Here is a 22,782-nt window from a genome sequence, read left to right as displayed (position 1 = left end):
TTAATATCGTATAAAAATACTATTTTTACATGAATTATATATTTTACCAACCCTTTCGGACATTTATTTTTCCTGAAGTGATCCTATAAAACTGGACTATATATTGAAGTGTCGTTCATATAAGGAATGAAAATAGATGCCGTTGCGGGAGTTCTTTTTAGGCCAAGATAGCTTTGGAAACCTTGCATCTAGACAAGACAATCCAGCAGATTTCTGCTTCCCGTCAACTTCACCCCAATCAGATAAATCAATGGAAGAAAAAGATAGAATCGAGCTCTTTGACATCTTGTTGTATTAAATGGGGTAAAAAGACTACGGTAAGATCATTGTGTCTTAATGGCGGAGAGAAAGGGATTCGAACCCTTGATACGGTTGCCCGTATACACGCGTTCCAGGCGTGCGCCTTCAACCACTCGGCCACCTCTCCAGCGAGGCTGCAATATAACGGGAAAGACTCCGAGTTCAAGAGGAAACTTCATTTCATACCGGAAAAAGTCACTCATTCATCATTGGCTACAGGGATAATCGCAACAAACAGCCAAATAGTTTCCTAATGAAATGTCCTAATACGTGAAAACGTTATAACTCGTCCCCGCTGCCGAACCGGAACTACCTCATCCAGTGCTGAAGGCAGAGCAACAATAATTTAGCAATAATATCGTTTTTCAATAATTTTTAAAGTCTGACGAACGTGCGTGGTTGAGATTCCATAAATTTCTTATGAAAGAGGATATTATTGGAAACGCCAAATTTGCCAAATGAAAAGCCTGCCAGACGATCAGTCTAAAGCAGGCTTTTCTTCCCCTTGAAAACTTTTGAATAATGAAAACTTTTGAATAAGTTGAGCGGGATATTTATTCGCTTTTGCGATTATTTCCCGCCTATTTTAATCGCGTTTCAGGCTGCCTTTTCGTCAGCAAAAGCCTTTTTGACGCTATCGCGATTATTGATCTTTTCCATATAAGACGACAAGGCCGGCATATCGAGAAGATCAATCCCCACAAACTTGCACCATGTCAGGATTGTGAACAGATAGGCATCGGCAACAGTGAAATGATCGCCTGCAATAAACTGGGAATTTTCAAGCTGTTTTTCAGCATAGGTCAAACGTTCAATAAGCTTTGCTTTGGCAGCCTTTTTTTCTTCCTCTGAACCGGGATGGAAAAGCGGTCCAAAACCTTTGTGAAGTTCGGTCGCAATATAATTCAGCCATTCCTGTACTTTTGCCCGCTCATAAGTACCCGGTTTTTCAGCCAAATTCTTTTCAGGTTTAAGATCGGCCAGATATTGAACAATAGCAGTGCCTTCTGTAATAACCCGACCGTCATCAAGTTCCAGTGCCGGCACATAGCCTTTTTTGGTAACCGTCAAATAATCTTTGCCACTTGCCGTTTTCTTTTTGGCCAAATCAACCTTTTCGAGTTTGACCGGAATTCCGGCTTCCAGCGCTACGATATGTGGAGAGAGTGAACAAGCACCAGGGGCAAAATACAATTTCATAATCTCTATCCCTTCAAAAATATTGCGATCTTATAGCCCAAAATTGATACAGCTTTTCGATTTTTTCAATAAGCTTTTTTTATTTTACAATGTCCAATTCGTTTGCGCATTTCAATTTATATTTATTACCCCGTTTTTTCATGTCATTATTTTCTATAGATAAGAGCCGATTTTTACAGCGAAATTATCCACATAGCATTGCCTTTTATTCATAAAATGGTAAAAGATTAGGCGTTTTTAAAATTGCACAACAAAAAGGCATAAGTGATTGACCTTTCTTTCCACACCTCTCAAAGTTGGCAATATCGAGTTTAGAAACCGCGTTTTTCTTGCTCCTATGTCCGGTGTGAGCGATTTGCCTTTCCGCCAGAGAAGTTGGAGCGCCGGTGCCGGCATGGTGGTTTCCGAAATGGTGGCAAGTACGGAATTATGTTCCGGCGCGGTTGAAAGCCAAATGCGTATAAATGGCAAGGGCCTCCCACAGCATGTTGTACAACTTGCCGGTCGCGAACCGGAATGGATGGCAAGAGCAACGGAAATTGTTCAGGATAACCATGCCGATATGATTGATATCAATATGGGGTGTCCCGCCAAAAAGGTTATCGGCGGATATTCCGGTGCTGCCCTTATGCGTGACTTGAAACTTGCTATGTCCTTGATCGAAGCGGTTCTCAAAGTAGCAAGAATTCCCGTTTCTCTTAAAATGCGGCTTGGTTGGGACGAAACAACAATCAACGCGCCGGAACTTGCAAAAAAGGCTGAAGAAGCCGGTATTGCCATGATTACCGTGCATGGCCGCACAAGAATGCAATTTTACAACGGTCAAGCCGATTGGGATGCTTTGAAAAAAGTTCGCGATGTCATTTCAATTCCAATGGTAGCAAATGGCGATATTGGCAATCTTAAGGAAGCGGAAGAATGCCTGCGTCGTTCTGGAGCCGATGCCGTCATGATCGGGCGGGCAAGCTATGGTGCACCGTGGTTGGCCGGAGAAATCGCTGGCCACCCCTTCTGCCAGAATCTCGGCCATTATATTTGCGACCATTATCGCACAATGCTCGATTACTATGGCGAAAATACCGGCGTGCGTCACGCCCGAAAACATCTTGACTGGTATTTGAACAAACACGCCAAGGGCTTCTATAGCAGCGAAGAACGACAGGAAATTATGACTTCACGCAAGCCGGAACACGTTCTGACGCTGCTCAATTCGATATTTTCGAGAGATTTGGGTAATCCGGAAAAGGCAGCCTGACGATGCAACAAAAAGCAAAAAACAGCGAACAAAATATTGCAAGACTGGTGCTCGATGCTGTCCGACATCCGGTTATTCTTGTCGACAAGGATAATAGTATCGCCTATGCCAATGCCGATGCCGAACAATTCTTCAAAGCAAGCTCTTCTGTATTGGCACGAAACAGGCTTGAAACATTTTTACCCTTTGGTAGCCCTCTCCTCTCGCTCATCAATCAGGTCAGAGAAAAACCCAAACCTGTCAATGAATATCATGTCGATTTATCGTCACCAAAACTCGGTTATGACAAGCTTGTCGACATTTTTGTTCAACCACTACCGGAAATACCGGGAAGTGTGGTTGTGTTGTTTCAGGAAAAATCCATGGCCGAAAAGCTCGACCGGCAGATGACCCATAGAGGAGCTGCCCGTTCGGTGACCGGTCTTGCTTCAATGCTTGCCCATGAAATAAAAAACCCGCTTTCGGGTATTCGCGGCGCTGCGCAACTTCTTGAAAGTGTTGTCAGCGATGACGACAGGCAACTCACACGTTTGATTACCGATGAAACAGATCGTATCGTTGCTCTGGTCGATCGTATGGAAGTGTTTTCGGATGAACGGCCTATCGAACGTTTTCCGGTTAATATTCATACAGTGCTTGATCACGTAAAAAGGCTCGCACAAAGCGGTTTTGCAAAAAAGATCAAATTTATTGAAAAATATGATCCGTCACTGCCTCCAGTCTATGCCAATCGCGACCAGCTTATCCAGATTTTCCTTAATCTTGTTAAAAACGCGACAGAAGCGCTGGCCGGTGTAGAGAATCCTACAATTACGCTTACCTCCTCCTATCGGCCAGGCATCAAGCTTTCTGTACAAGGGCGGCATGATAAAGTCACATTGCCTATGGAATTCTGTGTGGAAGATAATGGACCGGGTGTTCCCAAAGACATTCAGGAAAATCTTTTTGACCCGTTCATCACCAGTAAACCGAATGGATCCGGCCTCGGACTTGCGCTTGTTGCAAAACTTGTGAACGACCATGGCGGGGTCGTTGAATGCGAGTCACAGCCTGGAAAGACGACATTCCGTGTTCTCTTGCCCATGTGGCGGCCGGAAGAGACAGAACAAAAGTCAAGCGGAGAAAGCCAATGACCAAAGGGATGATACTTGTTGCCGATGACGACGCGGCAATCCGCACTGTTCTCAACCAGGCGCTCTCGCGAGCCGGCTACGATGTGCGGGTGGCACCGAATGCAGCAATGCTATGGCGTTGGATTGCCAATGGCGATGGGGATCTTGTCATTACCGATGTCGTTATGCCGGACGAAAACGCATTCGATCTTATACCCCGCATCAAAAAGGCACGTCCGGAAATTCCCGTCATTGTCATGAGTGCACAAAACACTTTTATGACCGCAATCAAAGCTTCGGAAGCCGGTGCCTACGATTATCTGCCAAAACCGTTCGATCTGTCGGAGCTCATCAATATCGTCGGACGGGCTATGGTTGAACCCCGCCCCGAAAATGAAAAACAGAAATCCGACGAAACGAACGACACGATGCCGCTTGTCGGGCGTTCACCTGCGATGCAGGAAATCTATCGTATTCTTGCCCGCATGATGCAGACTGATCTTACCGTGATGATTACCGGAGAGTCAGGAACAGGAAAAGAGCTTGTTGCACGCGCACTTCACGAATATGGCAGACGCAGAAAAGGCCCCTTTGTTGCAATCAATATGGCCGCAATTCCCAAAGATCTCATTGAATCAGAATTATTCGGTCATGAAAAAGGTGCCTTTACCGGTGCCAATACGCGTTCAAGCGGGCGTTTTGAACAAGCCAACGGCGGCACATTGTTCCTTGACGAAATTGGCGACATGCCCATGGACGCCCAAACCCGCCTCTTACGTGTCCTGCAACAGGGCGAATATATGACCGTTGGCGGGCGAACACCGATCAAAACCGATGTCAGAATTGTTGCTGCAACCAACAAGGATTTGCATCAGCTTATCAATCAGGGACAATTCCGCGAGGATCTGTTTTATAGACTTAATGTTGTACCGTTGCGCATTCCCGCTTTACGTGAAAGAGCCGACGATATTCCCGATCTTGTGCGTCATTTCTTCAAAATGGCAACTGATGACGGTTTACCTTTGAAACATATCAGCAATGAAGGGCTTGATCTGTTACGCCGCTATTCATGGCCCGGCAATGTCAGGGAATTGGAAAATCTTGTACGCAGACTTGCCGCTCTTTATCCACAAGAAGAAATCGCGGTTGATGTTATCGAAACAGAATTAAAAAACGAGACCGGAAATCATGATTCTCATAATCCGGCTTCTGTTAATGATAATGTCACAATTGCCGAAGCAGTCGAAATGAATATGCAGAAATATTTTGCATCATTTGGTGAAGAATTACCCCCTGCCGGGCTTTATCACCGCGTATTGGAAGAAGTCGAATACCCGCTTATCCTCGCCTGCCTCACGGCAACAAAGGGCAACCAGATCAAGGCCGCAGAATTATTGGGGCTTAATCGCAACACCTTGCGAAAAAAAGTGCGCGATCTGAAAGTGAACATATATAAAGGAACTCGGACAAATTAAATTTGGCTCAAAAAAATTCAAATAAGTGATTGACCTTTAGCCAGAACCTTGTAAAGACTTGCGCATCCTTTTTGGAGGGGTGGCCGAGCGGTTTAAGGCACCGGTCTTGAAAACCGGCGTGCAGGCGACTGTACCGTGGGTTCGAATCCCACCCCCTCCGCCATATTTCATCAAAAAACAGTTTTAAATCAATAAATTGAACTTTTTTATAGTTTTTTCATCCTCCAATAAAACCTGGAAGCAAACGGTATTATAAGGTACGATAAATCACGATAACCAATTGATATTGCTAATAAAAATAAATGTGACGGACGGCCTTGGACAGTCTGAACCAATAACAAAGGGAACTATCCCTCCGCCATTAAGACGCGACGGTCTTACCATGGTTTCTTGTATGCTATATGATGCAACAAGATTTCAAAGAGTGGCATTCTATCTTTTTCTTAAGAGATTTATTTTCTGCTATTATCCGCGCTTTTTATGCGCTCCGGCTCTGAGTGCATTTTTGGTAGTGAAACCTGGGGTTTTAACGAGCATTTTAAAATAAAAGGTATTTATTTTCTCTATCGCGTAAATGACATCGGTTTCTAATAATAATTTTTATATTACAACGTATATTTTTATATTTAATATTGTGAATATATAGGTATTTTTTTAAAAATAGATAATTAACATATAATATTTTAATTTACCATAGAACATATATTAATTTAATTATATACATTTATATATCGCTAAACGAATATCAAATAAATGATTAAAAAGGAGCAGTTTTTCTACTGTCGCTTTCACCTTTCTTGTCGATACGCGCTCTGCTCGGAGAGGATAAGCTACAGATTAGTTGAGGCTGGAAACACAAAACAATTTTAAACATTAATTCCCGATAAATGAGTTTGAGCCGCCAAAATTGACTTCGCCAGATAGCTGGTAAGCTATGTCATAGTACTAAAATTTTTGCAAAAACACGATTGTTGGCGCATTTCGATATGCGCATAATAGGTGTTCACATATTTTCTTTTTTGCTACCTACATTGCTGATATTGTTATCTTATTTCAAGGTTTGAATATATGAATCAGCTAATTGGCCTTGCCTCGCTTTTTAAAGCTCTTTAGAACTGGCAATCACAAACAATCCACTAAAAAAGAGGTGATCGCTCTATGGCGGACCATAAAAAGAAAACACCGGATTTGAATTTTACTGCTAAGCTTTTTAAGGCAGCTGATAAATTACGCGGCGGTCTGGAGCCGTCGGACTATAAACATATCGCGCTTGGTTTGATTTTCCTGAAATATATTTCTGACGCCTTTGATGCACGTTATCAGGAATTGCTGGGCGAAGAATATGCCGACCCTGAAGATCCGGATGAATATTTGGGGCACAATGTTTTCTGGGTGCCGAAAGAAGCGCGCTGGAACTATTTGCAAGCCAACGCAAAGAGTCCTGAAATCGGCTTGTTAATTGATGGCGCGATGACAGCGATTGAAAATATTCCAGCCAATAAAAGCTTGAAAGGCGTTTTGCCAAAAAACTACGCTCGCCCGACGCTGAACAAAACCATGTTGGGCGAGCTGATAGACTTGTTCGCTGATGTCGGCATGCATAATAAATTTGACGAGGCGAAAGACTTGCTTGGTCGCGCCTATGAATATTTCCTGTCGCAATTTGCCGGTGCCGAGGGCAAACGCGGTGGCGAATTTTTTACACCCCGTTCTGTTGTGCGCACATTGGTTGAGATGCTGGAACCTTATAAAGGTCGCGTTTATGACCCCTGTTGCGGCTCGGGCGGTATGTTTGTGCAATCCCAGAAATTTATTGATGAACATGGCGGCGACATTTCTATTTACGGACAAGAAATCAACGATACAACATGGCGGCTCGCCAAGATGAATTTAGCGATTCAGGGCATTGATGCCGAAATTCACTGGAACAATGAAGGCAGCTTTCATAAAGATGAATTTCCCGATTTGCGTTTCGATTACATATTGGCAAACCCGCCTTTTAATATTTCTGATTGGGGTGGCGAGCGGCTGATTGATGATGTCCGCTGGAAAAAATATGGCATTCCACCAAAAGGAAATGCCAATTATGCCTGGTTAGAGCATATCATCCACCATCTCGCACCACGTGGTACTGCCGGCGTTGTGCTGGCCAATGGTTCAATGTCGAGCCAGCAATCAGGCGAAGGGGAAATTCGCAAAGCATTACTGGAAGATGATAAGATCGACTGCATGGTGGCATTGCCGGGGCAATTGTTTTTCTCGACACAAATTCCGGCCTGTTTGTGGATTTTGGCCAAAAATAAAAGTGCCAATGGTCATCGCGAACGAAAAGGGGAAGTGCTCTTCATTGATGCCCGTAAAATGGGCTTTATGGTAGATCGTGTCCGGCGTGAATTGTCTGACGATGACATAGCCAAGATCGCTTCAACCTATCATCGCTTCCGTGCTAAACCTGAAACGGGGCTTGAGCCTTATGAGGACGAAGCCGGTTTTTGCAAGGCGGCAACGTTGGAAGAGATCAAAGCCAATGATTATGTGCTGACTCCCGGCCGCTATGTTGGAACGGAAGAGGAGGAAGATGATGGTGTACCTTTTGAGGAAAAATTCGCTGCCTTAAAAGAGAAATTGTTAGGGCTGTTTGGCGAAAATAATAAACTTCAAAGGAAGCTAAATAATTTTCTATCTTTAAAGAAATGATGTACTTTTTTGACAAAATAGAACTAGGTGAGTTTATAGAACTCAAAAGAGGCTATGACCTTCCTTACACCAAGCGCAATAAAGGAAACATTCCTATTGTGACCTCGTCCGGCATCAATGATTTTCATAATGTTCCCATGGTACATGGGCCAGGTGTTGTGACTGGGCGATATGGAACAATAGGTGAAATTTTTTATCTCAACGAAGATTTCTGGCCATTAAATACAACTCTTTATGTGTGCAATTTTAAAGGAAATAACCCTAAATTTGTATATTATTTTTTAAAAACGATTGATTGGCAGCAATTTAATGACAAAAGTGGTGTACCGGGTATAAACCGGAATGATGTTCACGCTTTAATTGTTAAAGTTCCATCTACAGTAAAACATCAAACGCTAATTGCTGATGCTCTTTATTTGTTTGATCAGAAAATCGAACTCAATAAAAAGATGAATGAAACGCTGGAGCAAATGGCACAGGCTGTGTTTCAGGATTGGTTTGTTGATTTTGGCCCGGTCAAACGCAAGCTCGAGGGCATAAATGATCCCGTTGCTATTCTTGGTGGTTTGATTCCTAATCCCGCACAAGCGCAGAAAATTGCTTGCCTCTTTCCAGATCAATTTGCAGAGGATGGTTTACCATTAGGCAGCGAGATCATAAAATTGCAAGATATCTTGGAATTGGCGTATGGCAAATCGCTACCCCAAAAAAGAAGAGTTAAAGGATCAATTCCTGTCTATGGATCAGGAGGAATTACAGGATACCATAACGAATGTTTAATAGATGGCCCCTCAATTATAATCGGGAGAAAAGGGTCTATTGGGACAATTTATTGGGAAAATTCACCTAGCTTTCCTATAGATACCGTTTTTTATGTCAAATCTGAATTCCCACTTATTTACCTATATTTCTTGCTAAAACAGTTTGATCTTAAAGCTATGAATACCGATGCTGCTGTTCCAGGTTTAAATAGAAACAATGTTTATAGATTGCAGATTCCCTATTTAAATAAGACTGTTATAGAAAAATATGCTTCGCTCATGACACCACTATTTTCCTACTGCAGAAGTAATCTAGATCAAAACCATACACTAGCCGAAATGCGGGATTTATTGTTGCCAAAGCTCATGTCAGGTGAAATATCTGTTGATGATTTGGAAAAGAAAATGGGGGGTGTTTTATGAGTTTACCTTCACTTGGTTCTCTTAAAAAAGTTGATGTGCGCCACATCTGGCAAACAGAAGCGCAGCATTTCACACCTTGGCTTGCACAAAACTTGGATATATTGGCCGAAACACTAGATATGGAACTTGAAATTGAAGCGCAGGAAAAGAATGTGGGGCCATTTCGTGCGGATATCCTCTGCAGGGATACACTCGATAAGAGCTGGGTGTTGATTGAAAACCAATTGGAGCGCACTGATCATCTTCATCTTGGCCAGTTGTTGACCTATGCCTCTGGCCTTAAAGCGGTAACAATCATCTGGGTTTCTACGCATTTTACCGAAGAGCACCGCTCGGCACTTGATTGGCTTAACAATATTACCGATGACCAGTTCAAGTTCTTTGGCCTTGAGGTAGAGCTATGGCAGATTGGTGATAGTCCTGTTGCACCCAAGTTCAATATTGTTTCCAAACCGAATGATTGGTCACGCTCGGTCGGGCAAGCTGCCCGTCAAATCGAAACGGGCACATTGACCGATATCAAGGCGGCACAACTGGAATTTTGGACGCAACTTGCGGAAAAGCTGAAAGAAAATTCTCATATTCGCCCGCAAAAGCCTATGCCGCAACATTGGGCAGTTTTTCGCATTGGCCGCTCCGGCTTTCATATGAGTGGCCTTCACAATACCCGTGATAAATGCATTGGCGTCGAGCTTTATATCAATCATCAAAATGCCAAGGATTTTTATAACCAACTCTATGCACAAAAGAATGACATTGAAGCAGAAATTGGTCATGAACTGATATGGAAAGAGCTACCAAACAAGAGTGCATCCCGTATCATTCTTTATTTGCGCGATGTTGACCCTATGGACCGTTCACGCTGGGATGAGTACCAAGATTGGTTGATCAAATATATAGAGGCTTTTGACCGTACTTTCCGCAACCGCATTCGCAATCTGGAGGCTTCCGATATAGGGGGCGACGATGATGATTTGTCGGAGCCTTCATAATCCTTTTGCAATCCCACAAAAAATGTAAAACTTAAAGACCTACCTAATTTTCATAAAGAGGTATTGATGAAGCGCTCTGATCTGAAAGACGTGCTGGATATGTTTGATAGCTTTGCGTTAGAGCATCCCGACGGGCACCAGAAGAAAAAGATGAATCGTTATTTTGTACCCGGTTCCGGGTTGTGTTTTGCTTTTGAAAAGAACGATGGGCGAGCACATATAGTGGACGATGTGGCTGCACATATATGGTGCCCAATGAAAGTCGCTGCTTATGTTGAAGGCGTCAAGAAAAAACCATACCCCGCTTCTCGTCTTTGGACAAAAACAAATGCATCAGGCAAAAAACTCTATGGTCGCCATTCCGGTCTTAAAGCGACTAAAGAGCTTCGTGATATTGATTTGATTAGATTTACGCCATTGACACTTGACGACGCTAAGCGGATTAAAGAAGGTCTTGAAAAAGCAGCCGAGCATAAAATCACGTAAGGGGGATCAGGGGGAGTATGAACGAGTGCGATATTGAATGCGCAGGTTTGGAATATTTCGCCGAGCTTGGCTATGAAATTGCCGACCCCAAGGCGTCAAGCCCTGATGGAATCTTGCCATTGCGTAAAGCCTATGATGAAGTTATTCTCACCAAAAAACTTCTTGATGCCTTGGCGCGCATCAACCCGAAAATTCCGGAAGATGCACGCCTTGATGCCTTGCGCAAAATACTGGCAGTTGAAACGCCTTCACTCGTTGAAGAAAATCGCCGCATCCACAAAATGATTATTGAAGGGGTCGATGTCGAATATCCCGATGACGATGGTGTGATCATTGGCAATAAGGTGTGGTTGATTGATTTCAAAAATCCTGAGAACAATGACTTTCTGGTTACAAATCAGTTTACCGTTGCTGAAAACGGTTTCACGCGGCGGCCTGATATCGTTGTTTTTGTCAATGGCCTGCCATTAGGCGTGATCGAATTAAAAAATGCTGCTTCCGAACAGGCAACTTTGAGCAATGCCTTTAACCAGTTGCAGACTTATAAAAAGCAAATTCCTTCCCTCTTTCGCACCAATGCGGTTTTAGTGACTTCTGATGGGCTTTCTGCACGCATTGGTTCACTGACTGCGGAGGAAGAACGATTTATGCCATGGCGCACCGTAACAGGTGCTGATGGTGATTTTACGCCAGCCGGCCCACGTGAATATGAAACGCTGATAAAAGGTGTTTTTGAAAAAAACAGATTTTTACGCCTCATTAAGGACTTCATCGTCTTTGGTAATAAAGGCAATGGGCCGTTCAAGATTGTTGCCGGATATCACCAATATTATGGTGCATTAAAGGCACTCAATCGCATTATTGCAGCAGCTGCTTGCGATGGCGACCGTAAGGGCGGCGTCGTCTGGCATACGCAAGGATCTGGCAAAAGCTTGTTAATGGCCTTTCTCGGTGGACTTATCGTCAAGAGCCCCGAACTTGAAAATCCTACACTGGTGGTGTTGACAGATCGCAATGATCTGGACGACCAATTGTTTCATACCTTTTCTATGTATCAGGACCTGATACGACAGACACCGGAACAAGCTGAAGATAGGGATAGTTTACGAAGAATGCTCGACCGCGCTTCCGGTGGAGTTATCTTTACCACCATGCAGAAATTCAGTACTCTTCCTGAAGAGAACGAATACCCCGTCTTGACCGAACGGCGTAATGTCATTGTTATGGCTGACGAAGCGCACCGTAGCCAGTATGGCTTTGCGGCAAAAATTGATCGTAAAACCGGTGAAACACGCTATGGTTATGCACATTATGTACGCCAGGCATTGCCGAATGCCAGTTTCATAGGTTTTACGGGAACTCCAATTGAACGTGCAGACATCAACACGCCTGCGGTTTTTGGCTCTTACGTTGATATTTATGATATTTCTCGTGCTGTTGAAGATAAGGCAACTGTGCCGATCTATTATGAAAGCCGTCTTGTCCGGCTCGAGCTTGATCCCGCGGTACAGGAACAGATTGACAATGCCGTTGATGCAATGATTGAAGGTGACGAACCTTCCGAGCAAGAAAAACAAAAATCCAAATGGACAAGCGTTGAAAAATTGGTCGGAGCGCCAAAACGATTGTCAAAACTTGCCGAAGATATGATTGCCCATCTCGAAGCACGCCTTCATGCAATGGCGGGGCGTGCTATGGTGGTTACAATGAGTAGGCGCATTTGTGTTGATCTTTATAATCAAATCATTCGCTTGCGACCTGAGTGGCATTCTGAAGATGACAACAAGGGTGCCGTCAAAATTGTAATGACGGGTTCAGCTTCCGACCCTTTAGACTGGCAACAGCATATAGGCAATAAAAAACGTCGCGATCTTTTGGCAAAAAGAGCACGTGACCCTAAAGACCCACTAAAGCTGGTCATTGTGTGCGACATGTGGCTCACAGGCTTTGATGCGCCGCCTATGCATACAATGTATATTGATAAGCCGATGCGAAGTCACGGACTCATGCAGGCCATTGCACGTGTTAATCGTGTTTTCAAGGATAAGCCGGGTGGTTTGGTTGTCGATTATATCGGAATTGGCAACAATCTGAAAAAGGCATTGGCCGAATATACCCAATCCGACCGGGACAAAACCGGTATAAGCGAAGAAGAAGCGGTGAGTGCCCTGCAAGAATGTCTTGATGTGGTGCGTGATATGTATCACGGCATTGATATAAGCAAGGGCTATACAGGTACACCTTCTGAAAAGCTTGAAGCTATTGCCGATGCGATGGATTGGATTTTGAAGTTACAAAACGAATCCGCCGCAAAAGCCAAAGACGAGAAAGAAAAGAAACGAGCTCATCGACGCTATTTTGATGCGGTAACGGCGCTAAAAAAAGCCAATGCTTTGGCAAGTGCCAGTGAATTGGCTTTAAAAACACGTGATGAAATCGGCTTTTATGAAGCTGTAAGGGCCGCATTAGCGAAACCGACAGTGCGTGGAAAAATGAGTGATGAAGCACGCACAGCGGCTGTCAACCAATTACTGGATAAAGCTGTTGCTACTGCCGAGGTTGTCGATATCCTGAAAGCCGCCGGATTGAAGACACCGGAAATTTCTATTCTTTCAGATGATTTTTTAATAGAAATCCAGAATATGGAGCGTAAAAATCTGGCTCTGGAAGCATTGCATAAACTCCTTAATGGTGAAATTACCAGTCGCAGCAAAACCAACATTATCGAGGCGCGCGCTTTTTCAGACCGTTTGAAAGAAGCAGTGGCACGTTATCATTCCAATGCAATCTCGACGGTTGAAATGCTGCAATCCCTTATTGATCTTGCTAAAGATATGCGTGCCAAAGTACAGGCCGGTATGGAAAGCGGATTAAGCCCCGCTGAAGTTGCTTTTTATGATGCGCTGGCCGAGAATAATAGCGCAGTGGAGGCCATGGGTGATGAAAAACTGCGGGTTATTGCTATAGAGCTGGTTAAAGCCATGCGTGCTAAGGTTACAATTGATTGGAACCATAGAACACAGGCCAGAGCTGAAATGCGTGTGCTCGTCAAGCGCTTATTACGGAAATTTGGCTATCCACCAGATTTTTCCGACGACGCCGTTAAGAACGTATTGGCACAGGCAGAAACCGTTTTAAACTGCCTTTGTTAAAACCAATTTCTTTAAACATAACGGAAAATTTAAAAACGGCAGTTATTGTTAGAATAATTTCGAATTTTCTGTACGGTATAGTGAATTCTCGCTGTAAGAAATGTTAATTCTTTCCTATCATCGTTTAAAGATGAATGTAATTGTTTAAACGGAATTGAGAATTTTAATAATTAGTCAAAGGGACGTAAGTACTGCTTTAATGATATTCCAGCGGAAATCCGAGTTTAACAGAAAACACTGTTCTTAACTTACTCAACATTTCAAGGATGAGTGTTACATTGAGGGAATAGAGCAAGCCGCCAATGACGAAACCATAAATTCCGCGTTTGACTATTTTTTATAAGCTGTGGACTTGGACATCAAAACAAATTTAATTGTAAAATAATCTGAGCAAGTTCTTATATACTTTTCTAAGTTTATCATTCGACAACAACCAAATCGCAACAGAATTCATCTGGTAACATTAACACGCTGTTATAAAACATGAATTAGGTTATTCTGTTCGCATTGAAATTATACTCGGAGCCTCGATTGAATGACCAAGGCTTTTTCAAAAACTCCCCCGCTTCCCTATTACATTGTTGCTTTTTCTCCCCAAAGAACAGAAGGAGACAATGGATACGCAGAAATGGCGGAGGCAATGGAAGAACTGGCGTTACAGCAACCAGGGTGCCTTGGTGCTGAAAGTGCCCGTGGCGCTGATGGTTTTGGCATTACCAATTCGTTCTGGAAAGATGAAGCGAGCATGAAAGCTTGGAAAGCAAATGTCGACCATAAACTTGCCCCGAAACTCGGTCGGGAAATATTTTACTCGCATTGCGTCATTCGCGTTGCAAAAGTGGAACGTGACTACAGTTTTGAAAAAGCAGACATATGAAATTGACTGATCCATGATCGATTTCAACATCACATCAAGTTTTTGATGACGAACTCTGCCTAGTTTTGAGGAAAAGCTTTGAAAATAGACTGATTATAAGACAGAGCTTTGATCAAAGACTCCTAAATTTAAATCAACTGCCCTTAAAGTCATGCTCTATGCATCTCTAAGCTTGTCTCTCCCTTTTACTGTAAGAGATAATATTAAAGGATGAAGACGATTACAGAAAAATATAGGTGACTGAAAATACTTTACATTTCAAATTATAAAAATATTTTTCCGGTTTATTTTCAAGTTAAAATCAACAGATAAAATATTAATCAAAATAATTTAATTTTTACGGTTTTAGTCAAAATAAAAATATAAATTGTTTTAAAAACAATAAAATATAGTTCACACATGAATATAGACATTATTTTAACATAAAATAAAAATTTTACTTGCGACTTGATGTTTTTCGCAAGCCAAATTTTTCGTAAAAGATAAATTCTTTCCGGTGACAATAGATATGTTTTTTCAAACATATCTTTATATTATCATTAGCGAACAGACTGGAGAAAAGCGACTGTTTCCGGACGTTGTGGATTTCTGATGACTTCATCAGGCGTACCGATTTCGTGGATTTGGCCTTGGTGGAAAAACGCCACGCGGTTCGAAACATCTCTTGCAAAGGAAATTTCATGGGTAACAAGAACCATTGTCATTCCTTCTTCTGCAAGCAGGCGCATAGTATCCAAAACCTCGCCAACAAGTTGGGGGTCAAGAGCGGAGGTTGCCTCATCGAAAAGCATATAATCCGGAGACATGGCAAGTGCACGGGCAATCGCCATACGCTGTTGTTGTCCACCGGACAATTTATTCGGATATACATCAAGCTTTTGCCCCAAGCCGACATGTTCTAACTGTTTGATGGCAATTTCCCTTGCCTGTTCTTTTGACATTTTCAAGACTTTACGAGGAGCCAAAGAAACATTCTCTATAACAGTCAAATGTGGGAATGCATTCCATTGTTGAAAAACAATGCCGATTTTCTGTCTTAATTTGTCTAGATTGGTAGATGGAGAAAATACATCCGTACCGTCGACTTTGATCGAGCCGCTATCAATTTTTTCGAGACCATTAATACACATCAACAATGTCGACTTTCCTGATCCCGAACCGCCGATAACGGAAACAACTTCACCCTTGTTAACAGTCATTGAAACGCCTTTGAGAACCTTCAAGGCACCAAAGGATTTATGAACATTATCAATCTCAATCATTTATCACCCATTTATTTTCAAAACGCGAACCAATGTTGGAAACGACCCAACTAATGACGTAATAAAAAACGCCTGCCAGAAAGAAGATTACGAATGGCTCGTTCAATCTGATATTCAATTGTTGGGAAGCGCGGAGCAGCTCGATAATTCCTATCCAGAAAACCAGAGAGGTATCTTTCATGACCGAAAGGGTAAGATTGAGCCAACCGGAAAAGCCTACTCTGACCGCAAGCGGTATGACAATATAAAAGACATCCTGCCACCAGCTCAAACCAAGAGAACGGCTCGCTCTACGCAAATTTCCCGGCACCGCCAAAATGCCTCCCCGCACAACTTCGGTACAGTAAGAAGCTGTGTAAAGGCCAAGTACAAAGCAGGCGACTGTAAAAGCACTCCATTTAATGCCGATAACGGTCTTGAAAGAATTGAACAAGACAAATTGTATTGGCAAAGGTACACAACGGGGAATATCCAGAAACCACGCTAGCGGCATGGATATTTTCGGCATTCCAGCGCGAATGAAACCGAATATAATTCCTAAAGCCGTACCGATAGCCATTGCCGCCACAGTCAGTTCTATTGTGACAAGAGCACCATTTGAAAGATAGACAAGATCGCTCCAGGTAAGTTTTGTTGTAAACATCTGTCCCTCTCCATCAATATCTCAGAATTTTCCATGCCGATAATCTGGCGAGGATAAGCAGCATTTTTGACATGATGTAATAAATGACTGCAGCGGCGAAGAAATATTCGAATGTGCGGTAGGAAGAGTCGGCCAAAGTTTTGGTAACAGCCATCAAATCCTTGTCCAATCCGACAACAACACCGAGCGATGTCATCAGAAGGGCCCAGATCAACTGGTTGGTCAATGGATAATAGACAACCCGCAAAAGTTGGGGAACCACGACAAGGTGAAAGGACTGGAAGGCCGTCATTCCCAATGAACGAGCGGCGCGTGTCTGCGTTTCAGGAACGGCTTGCAAACCTCCACGGAAATTTTCTGCCAAATATCCGGCACTGTTAAACGTTATACCAATCAATAAGGCCCACCAGGATGAAATAAAAATGCCGAAAGCGCCAAAACCGAAATATAGAAAATAAAGCTGTAAAAGCGCCGGCGTATTACGGGCAATCGATATCCAGGTGATGGCAATTGCTGCAAGCGGACGATTGGTAGAGCGCCTCATAACCAACAGAACCAACCCTATGAGGATTGATAAGACCATACAAATGGCTGTTGTATAAAGGCTAACCCACGCTCCTGCCAAAAGCTGGTTGATATGTTGCCAAACTGTACCCCACTGGAATTTATAATTGAACATGGCTTTTACTTTCGTTTCCATGACCCGTAAGCCAATACGGTGGTTTTACTTCAAATTTTCCTTCGACTGCCGCTTGAACGCAATTGGCAAGATCGGAAAAACGCATAGTGCATTTTGTCAATCCTGCTCCGTAATGGGCATATTTCCCTGAATTTGTAAGAATAGTTTTATGATTGTTCTTGATAATTGGTGCACCAATCATGCACCAACATGTATCTGTTATGATTGTGGCACCAAAATCTTGAAGACTTTGGAAAGAGTGATGCTTTTCAAGTTCTGATAAACAATGCCGGCCCATAGTAATGTAAAGACCGGTATTGTGAGATCTGGTTTTGTTTTGACAAAGTTTCGCAAGAAGAAGTGCTTCTTCGAGCGAAAAATGGGGATTGCCGAGTGCTACAAGATCAATTTTGTCAAACGCTGGTGCATTATTGACATTTCTATTGCCCGCATTCCCATTAAGGACATGCCATGCCTCTAATAGCTCTCCCCGCCCGATGCGAAAAGTTTCCAAATCAAGATCAAGCCAATCGCGATTATCGGAAATTTCTGCTGTTATACCTTCAATATGAAACATCGGAGCCGCAGAGGTTGTGGCGAATGCCGCAGACATTGCTTTCAAATTATCCCGATTTGGATGAAGTCCGGATAAACCGTTGATCAAAGGGATATGCGACCCCGAAATCAGCCCTGTCTGATAGCCAAGCAAAGGATAGAAAGAGTCATCAATTACGTCCGGCTTTTCAACAATAATTCGGATGGTTGGCATCCTGTTGGCTTTTAGATGGCAGCCTGTCTTCGGTGCGCGTCCGGTAATTGCAATACAAGCATCCATAAAGTCCGGATTTTTTTGGCTATGAGCCCCAATAATACTATTGGCAAAAACAACTGCATTCGATTCCGCCCAACCGATTTCCTGCCCTTTCAATGGGGCGGAACAAAGCAGATAGGGAGCACAGGTAAAGTTTTCTTCGGCTCCGATTGCCAAATAATTTTCGGCAAGACGCTTCGCCGGAAGGGCAATCTTTTCTGGAACCGGCTGACGGCTGCTATTTTGAAGATCAATCGAAATAGCATTCAGCGTTGTCGGAACGGCCACTCTGGCATCAAGCATTTTCAGCTTTTCCGAAAAAGCGAGAGCGCCTTTGCCGGTATAAATACAGGCGTCAATATGTGCTTGTTGCACATTGATGAGAGATTTCGCATTTTGAAAAACAGCCATTTTACAAATAACTGTCATGGCAAGTCGGGCAGCTTCGCCATGTTTTCCCGAAAGCAATTCCTGATCATATGATGTCAAATCAAGTGACGGAAATTCTGTAAGCGAAAGTTCTTCAGGATGAACATTCTCCTCATCAGCCTCTCCGGCTGCCATCAATCCATTATGACAAAGCTTAACCCGTTCCATTGCGGCAATCCGCTGAAACTTTGACTTTTGAACCACCATTACAGGAAGAGAACGACCAAAGAAAATTTTGGCAACGAGAACGCCAGCCAATAATATACTATCTGTTTCGGAAAGAATAAGTGCCGCAGGTGCTTTACCGTTAAGAAGCAGTTCCAGAACAATACTGCTCCCCGTGCATGAACCACGCCCTGATGGCAAAACAAATATCTTGCCCGAGATAGTTTGGCCTGAAAGCGGATGATGACTATCAATCACTTTCCCAGTCTGCGGATCTATTCCGCCCCAAAAACTTAATGGCGTTTCCGTATAGAGAACCTCGCCACAAGCATCCCCATCAATATAGGTTGTTCCCGAAATAAAAGTCGGGTCTGGATATTGGAGTGATCCTTGCATCAGAATGTCCTGGACAGTAATCCGGAGTAGAGATGAGACGCCTCATCAATTCTCTTCATTCACAAAATTTCATTGATTATTTCCGGACGAGTGTTTGACCACTCGTCCTTTTTCGCGTTTCGATCAACAATAGACCAACCGTTCAACGATAGACTGGCGGTTCAACGATAGACGAGCGGTATTGTAAGATCGACAGGTTCGTTCTTGAACCACTTTTTATAAAGCTCGGCGTAACGACCGGTGCGTACCTGCTGGTGAACAAACAGGTTAAGATAATTGATGAAGCCGAATTCATCACGTTTTGTCGCAATGGCGTAATAGTCCGGAATATAAGGGGCTACACCGGTGATAACGAGATCAGGGTAATTACCTGAATTGATAGCGAGTTGCGCAACGCTTTCGGTCAAGACCGTTGCGTCAATATGCCCTTGGGCGACAGCAAGAATTGTATCGTTTTGTGATTGATAGGAGCTATAGCTGCCACCACCCCATTTTTCAATGTCGGCTTTGAGTTTTCCCTCTTCATAAGTGCTAGCGGTATTACCGAGTTTCTTGCCCTTCAAATCCTCATAAGAAGAGATACCCGTATTCTTTCTTGTAAGAACGATCATCCGGTTGACCATATAAGGTATAGAAAAACCGACGACTTTTGCTCTTTCAAGTGTGTCCGACGTCGAAGCGATAACAACATCGGCCCGATCCGACATTAAAGCAGGCACTCTATCAGGAAAAGGCGTTTCCACAATCTCGGTTTTAACGCCGAGGGCTTTGCCCAAATCGTTACAATAATCAACATCAAAACCGATCGGCTGATTATTTGCATCACGTGATCCCATGGGAGCAAAATCAAGCGTTACGGCACAACGTAACGTTCCGGCACTGATAATATCATCGACTTTATCTGCCAAAGCTTCACTTGTGATACCGGTAGCCAAAGCTAAACCTATAGCGGAAATGCGTGTGATGTTTTTCATGTCTATGCTCCCATTTTGTCATCGCTCACTTGTTGCTCGCTATCAAATTAAGACTTACAGACGGACCATTTCTGATGATGGTTGTTCCCACTTAATGTTATATAGTTTTGTCTGTTGATCTATAACTGATATATCTCTATAAGATCACAGTTGTTTTTAAAGTGCAACCAAGAATTTTCAACTTGTGTAAAAACGCAATTTTATGTTTTGTTTCAAAGCAAAAAAATAACAATACCCAATCACCATTTACCATTTGATTTTACAATAGAAACAGACTGTTACGCTGACATTACTCGCGGAATGAAACTTCCGTTTGCAGATTGTTTGTAAAAAAATGAAATGAATTTTGCCTCTTCGAAAAGATGATCTCTAGTGAAAATATTTATCAAGGTGGCGATCGCAAGGAGCGTTTCCAAACCACCACAATTTTTAAGGGCGTGGGGGCGCTCCATCATAGAAGGCAAATAGTATCAAACCCGAAATTTTTTAAATTTCGCTTCCGTTTTGACTATCAAATGGACCAAGGGGCAGTACATTTTAAAAATCTGTCTGCGTCTCTTCCATGGTGGGGAGAACGTCAAGGCCGGCTTCCCGCTTTTTATCAATTGATAAGAAAAGGAAGCCGGGATAAGCCTGATCCATATCTGACCTATATCAGTATTTGGCTACATCAGCACTTGGCCTATATCGGTTTTCATACAAGATTTTTATAAGAGACGTGATTTAAGCATCAAAATAGTCTAGAAATCACGGGACCATTTTTCGTAAATGTTCCATCAGTTTCATTGCTCTATTGCCAGCTACATCCGGTTTACCGCTGACAATCCCTTCAATCAGTGAAATATGTGCATTGGCAGAGTTTATAATAGCTTCCTGTCCGCGGTAGAGACGGAACCAGAAACGTCGGGAATGGGTTTGCAAAGGTTCGACAACCCGAGCTGCAAATATATTGCCTGCGGCTTTGCCCAATGTTTCATCAAAAAGCTTGTCCGCATCCAAAAAATTATAAGGATCATTTTCTTCAGCCGACTTTTTCAAATTCTCTGCCGCCATTTTCATTCGATCAATGTCAACGGCTCCGGCAAAACGCGCGGCATCCCGTGCAAGCAGAACTTCTATCCCCTGCCGCACATCAAGCACACGGACAAAGTCCTGTGGTTCAAGATCGGCAACACGAACTCCTGAACGGGGGCGAATTTCAAAAAAACCCTCCAATGCCAAACGCTGTATAGCCTCCCTGACAGGAGTGCGCCCCATTCCGGTTGCATCGATCAGCGAACGTTCATTGACCACCATGCCCGGCTCGAGAGCCAATGTAACAATCATGCGTTCCAGACTTCTATAAGCTATGTCCGCCTGACTTTCATTGACCGCCATTACTTTCATATTTTTCATATCCACCTTTAATATATCACTTGACAAGCGTATTTTATATGATATTTTTTTGATATATCAATACCTCAATAATATTGGGTGGTTATCAATATATCTGTGATTGTGGCGATCAATGCCACTGTCGATTTTGATATTAACAAATAAAATTTTACGGTCGCTTTGTGAAGAGGAACCGCGCAAGCGCCAAACAAGGGGAATATTATGGATTCTAGTATATTTTCAGGGGTCATCCCTGCATTAATGACGCCTTGCAAACAAGACCGGACGCCGGATTTTTCTGCTCTTGTTGCAAAAGCAAAAGAGCTTATCGCCACAGGGATGTCGGCTGTAGTCTATTGCGGATCAATGGGCGACTGGCCACTGTTAACCGATGAAGAACGTATGGAGGGTGTTGAAAGCCTGGTTAAAGCCGGAATTCCGGTCATTGTCGGCACCGGTGCGGTTAATACGAAAACCGCGGTAAGACATGCAGCTCACGCCCAGAAGGTCGGTGCAAAAGGTTTGATGGTTATTCCGCGCGTTCTCTCGCGTGGTAGTGTATTAGCTGCCCAGAAGAACCATTTCAAAGCTATTTTATCGGCAGCACCCGATCTTCCCGCCGTGATTTATAACAGTCCTTATTATGGATTTGCTACGCGCGCCGATCTTTTTTTCGCTTTACGGGCAGAACATAAAAACCTGATCGGCTTCAAAGAATTCGGCGGGGCTGACGATATGCTCTACGCCGCCGAAAACATTACAAGCCGTGACGATAATGTCTCTCTTATGATCGGTGTTGATACAACAGTCGTCCATGGTTATGTCAATTGTGGCGCTACAGGCGCGATCACCGGCATCGGTAATGTCTTGCCGAAAGAAGTCATCCACCTATGCCGTCTGTGTGAAGCCGCAGCAAAGGGAGATGTCGAAGCACGCCAACGTGCTGAAGAACTCGAGCAGGCTTTGGCTATTCTTTCGTCATTCGATGCCGGTCCCGATCTCGTGCTATTTTTCAAACATATGATGGTTTTGAAAGGCGACAAAGCTTATAAGCTCCATTTCAATGAAACCGACGAACTTACAGAAAGCCAGCGTGGATTTGTCGAAAAGCAGCTTAAGCTGTTTGATACATGGTATAAGAAATGGAGTGAATTGCCGGGAGCAGTTCAAAAATACAAAGTCGCATAAATAGCTCTTTGAACAACATCTGGCCGGATAAGACGTGAGCGAATTTTTATTTGTGACGCCGGCCAGATTAAAAATTTACATGATTGCATCAGCCCGAAAGACAAAAATCATAATGATCGGGGGAGGATAAT

18 protein-coding genes and 2 tRNA genes are annotated in these 22,782 nt (G+C 43.3%); 12 read left to right on the top strand and 8 right to left on the bottom strand.

Annotated elements, in window-relative coordinates; genetic code table 11:
• Positions 1-337: 337 nt before the first annotated feature.
• Positions 338-427: transfer RNA gene (locus H3S83_RS03310), tRNA-Ser, on the bottom strand.
• A gap of 470 nt (positions 428-897) precedes the next feature.
• The gene (gene gstA / locus H3S83_RS03305) at positions 898-1,500 is read right to left on the bottom strand and encodes a glutathione transferase GstA (protein ID WP_198238284.1); all 603 of its coding nucleotides are present in this window, start codon (positions 1,498-1,500) and stop codon (positions 898-900) included.
• Positions 1,501-1,768: 268 nt separating this feature from the next.
• On the opposite strand from gstA, the gene dusB reads away from it, so the two are divergent.
• The 10 genes from dusB (at position 1,769) to H3S83_RS03255 (ending at position 14,730) form a co-directional block, all read left to right on the top strand.
• On the top strand, positions 1,769-2,755 hold the full coding sequence (gene dusB / locus H3S83_RS03300; RefSeq protein WP_198238902.1) for a tRNA dihydrouridine synthase DusB: 987 nt from the start codon (positions 1,769-1,771) through the stop codon (positions 2,753-2,755).
• Positions 2,756-2,757: 2 nt separating this feature from the next.
• Positions 2,758-3,888, top strand: coding sequence for a nitrogen regulation protein NR(II) (locus tag H3S83_RS03295; RefSeq protein WP_077970315.1), 1,131 nt, complete (start codon positions 2,758-2,760; stop codon positions 3,886-3,888).
• The gene (gene ntrC / locus H3S83_RS03290; RefSeq protein WP_198238281.1) at positions 3,885-5,342 is read left to right on the top strand and encodes a nitrogen regulation protein NR(I); all 1,458 of its coding nucleotides are present in this window, start codon (positions 3,885-3,887) and stop codon (positions 5,340-5,342) included. Before H3S83_RS03295 ends, ntrC begins: the two co-directional genes overlap by 4 nt.
• A gap of 73 nt (positions 5,343-5,415) precedes the next feature.
• Positions 5,416-5,505 (top strand) — tRNA-Ser (locus H3S83_RS03285).
• Between the two features lie 995 nt (positions 5,506-6,500).
• A complete protein-coding gene (locus H3S83_RS03280) occupies positions 6,501-8,039 on the top strand; it encodes a class I SAM-dependent DNA methyltransferase (RefSeq protein ID WP_198238901.1) in 1,539 nt (512 codons plus the stop codon).
• Positions 8,036-9,223, top strand: a complete 1,188-nt coding sequence (locus H3S83_RS03275) for a restriction endonuclease subunit S (RefSeq protein WP_198238279.1) — start codon at positions 8,036-8,038, stop codon at positions 9,221-9,223. The genes H3S83_RS03280 and H3S83_RS03275 overlap by 4 nt, the downstream gene beginning before the upstream one ends.
• On the top strand, positions 9,220-10,215 hold the full coding sequence (locus tag H3S83_RS03270) for a DUF4268 domain-containing protein (RefSeq protein ID WP_198238278.1): 996 nt from the start codon (positions 9,220-9,222) through the stop codon (positions 10,213-10,215). Before H3S83_RS03275 ends, H3S83_RS03270 begins: the two co-directional genes overlap by 4 nt.
• Before the next feature lie 66 nt (positions 10,216-10,281).
• Complete coding sequence (locus H3S83_RS03265) at positions 10,282-10,701, top strand: hypothetical protein (protein ID WP_198238277.1); 420 nt, start codon at positions 10,282-10,284, stop codon at positions 10,699-10,701.
• Positions 10,702-10,718: 17 nt separating this feature from the next.
• Entirely contained in the window at positions 10,719-13,853 is a 3,135-nt protein-coding gene (locus H3S83_RS03260) for a type I restriction endonuclease subunit R (RefSeq protein ID WP_198238900.1), read from the top strand.
• A gap of 535 nt (positions 13,854-14,388) precedes the next feature.
• Complete coding sequence (locus H3S83_RS03255) at positions 14,389-14,730, top strand: antibiotic biosynthesis monooxygenase (RefSeq protein ID WP_198238899.1); 342 nt, start codon at positions 14,389-14,391, stop codon at positions 14,728-14,730.
• A gap of 539 nt (positions 14,731-15,269) precedes the next feature.
• On the opposite strand, the gene H3S83_RS03250 is transcribed toward H3S83_RS03255, so the two are convergent.
• The 5 genes from H3S83_RS03250 to H3S83_RS03230 form a co-directional block, all read right to left on the bottom strand.
• The gene (locus H3S83_RS03250; protein ID WP_077970289.1) at positions 15,270-15,992 is read right to left on the bottom strand and encodes an amino acid ABC transporter ATP-binding protein; all 723 of its coding nucleotides are present in this window, start codon (positions 15,990-15,992) and stop codon (positions 15,270-15,272) included.
• Positions 15,985-16,635 carry an amino acid ABC transporter permease gene (locus H3S83_RS03245; RefSeq protein ID WP_077970288.1) on the bottom strand — a complete coding sequence of 217 codons (651 nt, stop codon included), beginning with the start codon at positions 16,633-16,635 and terminating at the stop codon, positions 15,985-15,987. Before H3S83_RS03245 ends, H3S83_RS03250 begins: the two co-directional genes overlap by 8 nt.
• Positions 16,636-16,648: 13 nt before the next feature.
• Positions 16,649-17,314 (bottom strand): amino acid ABC transporter permease, encoded by a 666-nt coding sequence (locus H3S83_RS03240; protein WP_077973414.1) that lies wholly within the window; start codon positions 17,312-17,314, stop codon positions 16,649-16,651.
• Complete coding sequence (locus H3S83_RS03235) at positions 17,301-19,115, bottom strand: aconitase X (protein ID WP_198238898.1); 1,815 nt, start codon at positions 19,113-19,115, stop codon at positions 17,301-17,303. The genes H3S83_RS03240 and H3S83_RS03235 overlap by 14 nt, the downstream gene beginning before the upstream one ends.
• A 161-nt stretch (positions 19,116-19,276) precedes the next feature.
• Positions 19,277-20,089, bottom strand: coding sequence for a transporter substrate-binding domain-containing protein (locus H3S83_RS03230; RefSeq protein WP_077970286.1), 813 nt, complete (start codon positions 20,087-20,089; stop codon positions 19,277-19,279).
• A gap of 362 nt (positions 20,090-20,451) precedes the next feature.
• On the opposite strand from H3S83_RS03230, the gene H3S83_RS03225 reads away from it, so the two are divergent.
• On the top strand, positions 20,452-20,802 hold the full coding sequence (locus H3S83_RS03225; RefSeq protein WP_198238897.1) for a hypothetical protein: 351 nt from the start codon (positions 20,452-20,454) through the stop codon (positions 20,800-20,802).
• Between the two features lie 34 nt (positions 20,803-20,836).
• Here the strand turns inward: H3S83_RS03225 and H3S83_RS03220 are convergent, their stop codons facing one another.
• A complete protein-coding gene (locus H3S83_RS03220) occupies positions 20,837-21,484 on the bottom strand; it encodes a GntR family transcriptional regulator (RefSeq protein WP_198238896.1) in 648 nt (215 codons plus the stop codon).
• Positions 21,485-21,685: 201 nt separating this feature from the next.
• Between H3S83_RS03220 and H3S83_RS03215 the strand changes: the two genes are divergently transcribed.
• The gene (locus H3S83_RS03215; RefSeq protein WP_198225299.1) at positions 21,686-22,651 is read left to right on the top strand and encodes a dihydrodipicolinate synthase family protein; all 966 of its coding nucleotides are present in this window, start codon (positions 21,686-21,688) and stop codon (positions 22,649-22,651) included.
• The last annotated feature ends 131 nt before the right edge of the window (positions 22,652-22,782 follow it).

The sequence above is a fragment of the Bartonella sp. W8122 genome, assembly GCF_016102485.1.
Classification (GTDB): Bacteria; Pseudomonadota; Alphaproteobacteria; order Rhizobiales; family Rhizobiaceae; genus Bartonella; species Bartonella apihabitans.
This window is presented reverse-complemented; position numbering and strand designations above follow the sequence as displayed.

What these genes read in the sequence shown, in the direction of transcription:
- H3S83_RS03270 (WP_198238278.1), top strand. Translation starts at nt 9,220, where the DNA reads ATGAGTTTACCTTCACTTGGTTCTCTTAAAAAAGTTGATGTGCGCCAC.
- H3S83_RS03240 (WP_077973414.1), bottom strand. Translation starts at nt 17,314, where the DNA reads ATGTTCAATTATAAATTCCAGTGGGGTACAGTTTGGCAACATATCAAC.
- H3S83_RS03265 (WP_198238277.1), top strand. Translation starts at nt 10,282, where the DNA reads ATGAAGCGCTCTGATCTGAAAGACGTGCTGGATATGTTTGATAGCTTT.
- H3S83_RS03250 (WP_077970289.1), bottom strand. Translation starts at nt 15,992, where the DNA reads ATGATTGAGATTGATAATGTTCATAAATCCTTTGGTGCCTTGAAGGTT.
- H3S83_RS03275 (WP_198238279.1), top strand. Translation starts at nt 8,036, where the DNA reads ATGATGTACTTTTTTGACAAAATAGAACTAGGTGAGTTTATAGAACTC.
- H3S83_RS03235 (WP_198238898.1), bottom strand. Translation starts at nt 19,115, where the DNA reads ATGCAAGGATCACTCCAATATCCAGACCCGACTTTTATTTCGGGAACA.
- ntrC (WP_198238281.1), top strand. Translation starts at nt 3,885, where the DNA reads ATGACCAAAGGGATGATACTTGTTGCCGATGACGACGCGGCAATCCGC.
- H3S83_RS03295 (WP_077970315.1), top strand. Translation starts at nt 2,758, where the DNA reads ATGCAACAAAAAGCAAAAAACAGCGAACAAAATATTGCAAGACTGGTG.
- H3S83_RS03280 (WP_198238901.1), top strand. Translation starts at nt 6,501, where the DNA reads ATGGCGGACCATAAAAAGAAAACACCGGATTTGAATTTTACTGCTAAG.
- H3S83_RS03220 (WP_198238896.1), bottom strand. Translation starts at nt 21,484, where the DNA reads ATGAAAAATATGAAAGTAATGGCGGTCAATGAAAGTCAGGCGGACATA.
- H3S83_RS03225 (WP_198238897.1), top strand. Translation starts at nt 20,452, where the DNA reads ATGATCTCTAGTGAAAATATTTATCAAGGTGGCGATCGCAAGGAGCGT.
- H3S83_RS03215 (WP_198225299.1), top strand. Translation starts at nt 21,686, where the DNA reads ATGGATTCTAGTATATTTTCAGGGGTCATCCCTGCATTAATGACGCCT.
- H3S83_RS03255 (WP_198238899.1), top strand. Translation starts at nt 14,389, where the DNA reads ATGACCAAGGCTTTTTCAAAAACTCCCCCGCTTCCCTATTACATTGTT.
- H3S83_RS03260 (WP_198238900.1), top strand. Translation starts at nt 10,719, where the DNA reads ATGAACGAGTGCGATATTGAATGCGCAGGTTTGGAATATTTCGCCGAG.
- H3S83_RS03245 (WP_077970288.1), bottom strand. Translation starts at nt 16,635, where the DNA reads ATGTTTACAACAAAACTTACCTGGAGCGATCTTGTCTATCTTTCAAAT.
- H3S83_RS03230 (WP_077970286.1), bottom strand. Translation starts at nt 20,089, where the DNA reads ATGAAAAACATCACACGCATTTCCGCTATAGGTTTAGCTTTGGCTACC.
- gstA (WP_198238284.1), bottom strand. Translation starts at nt 1,500, where the DNA reads ATGAAATTGTATTTTGCCCCTGGTGCTTGTTCACTCTCTCCACATATC.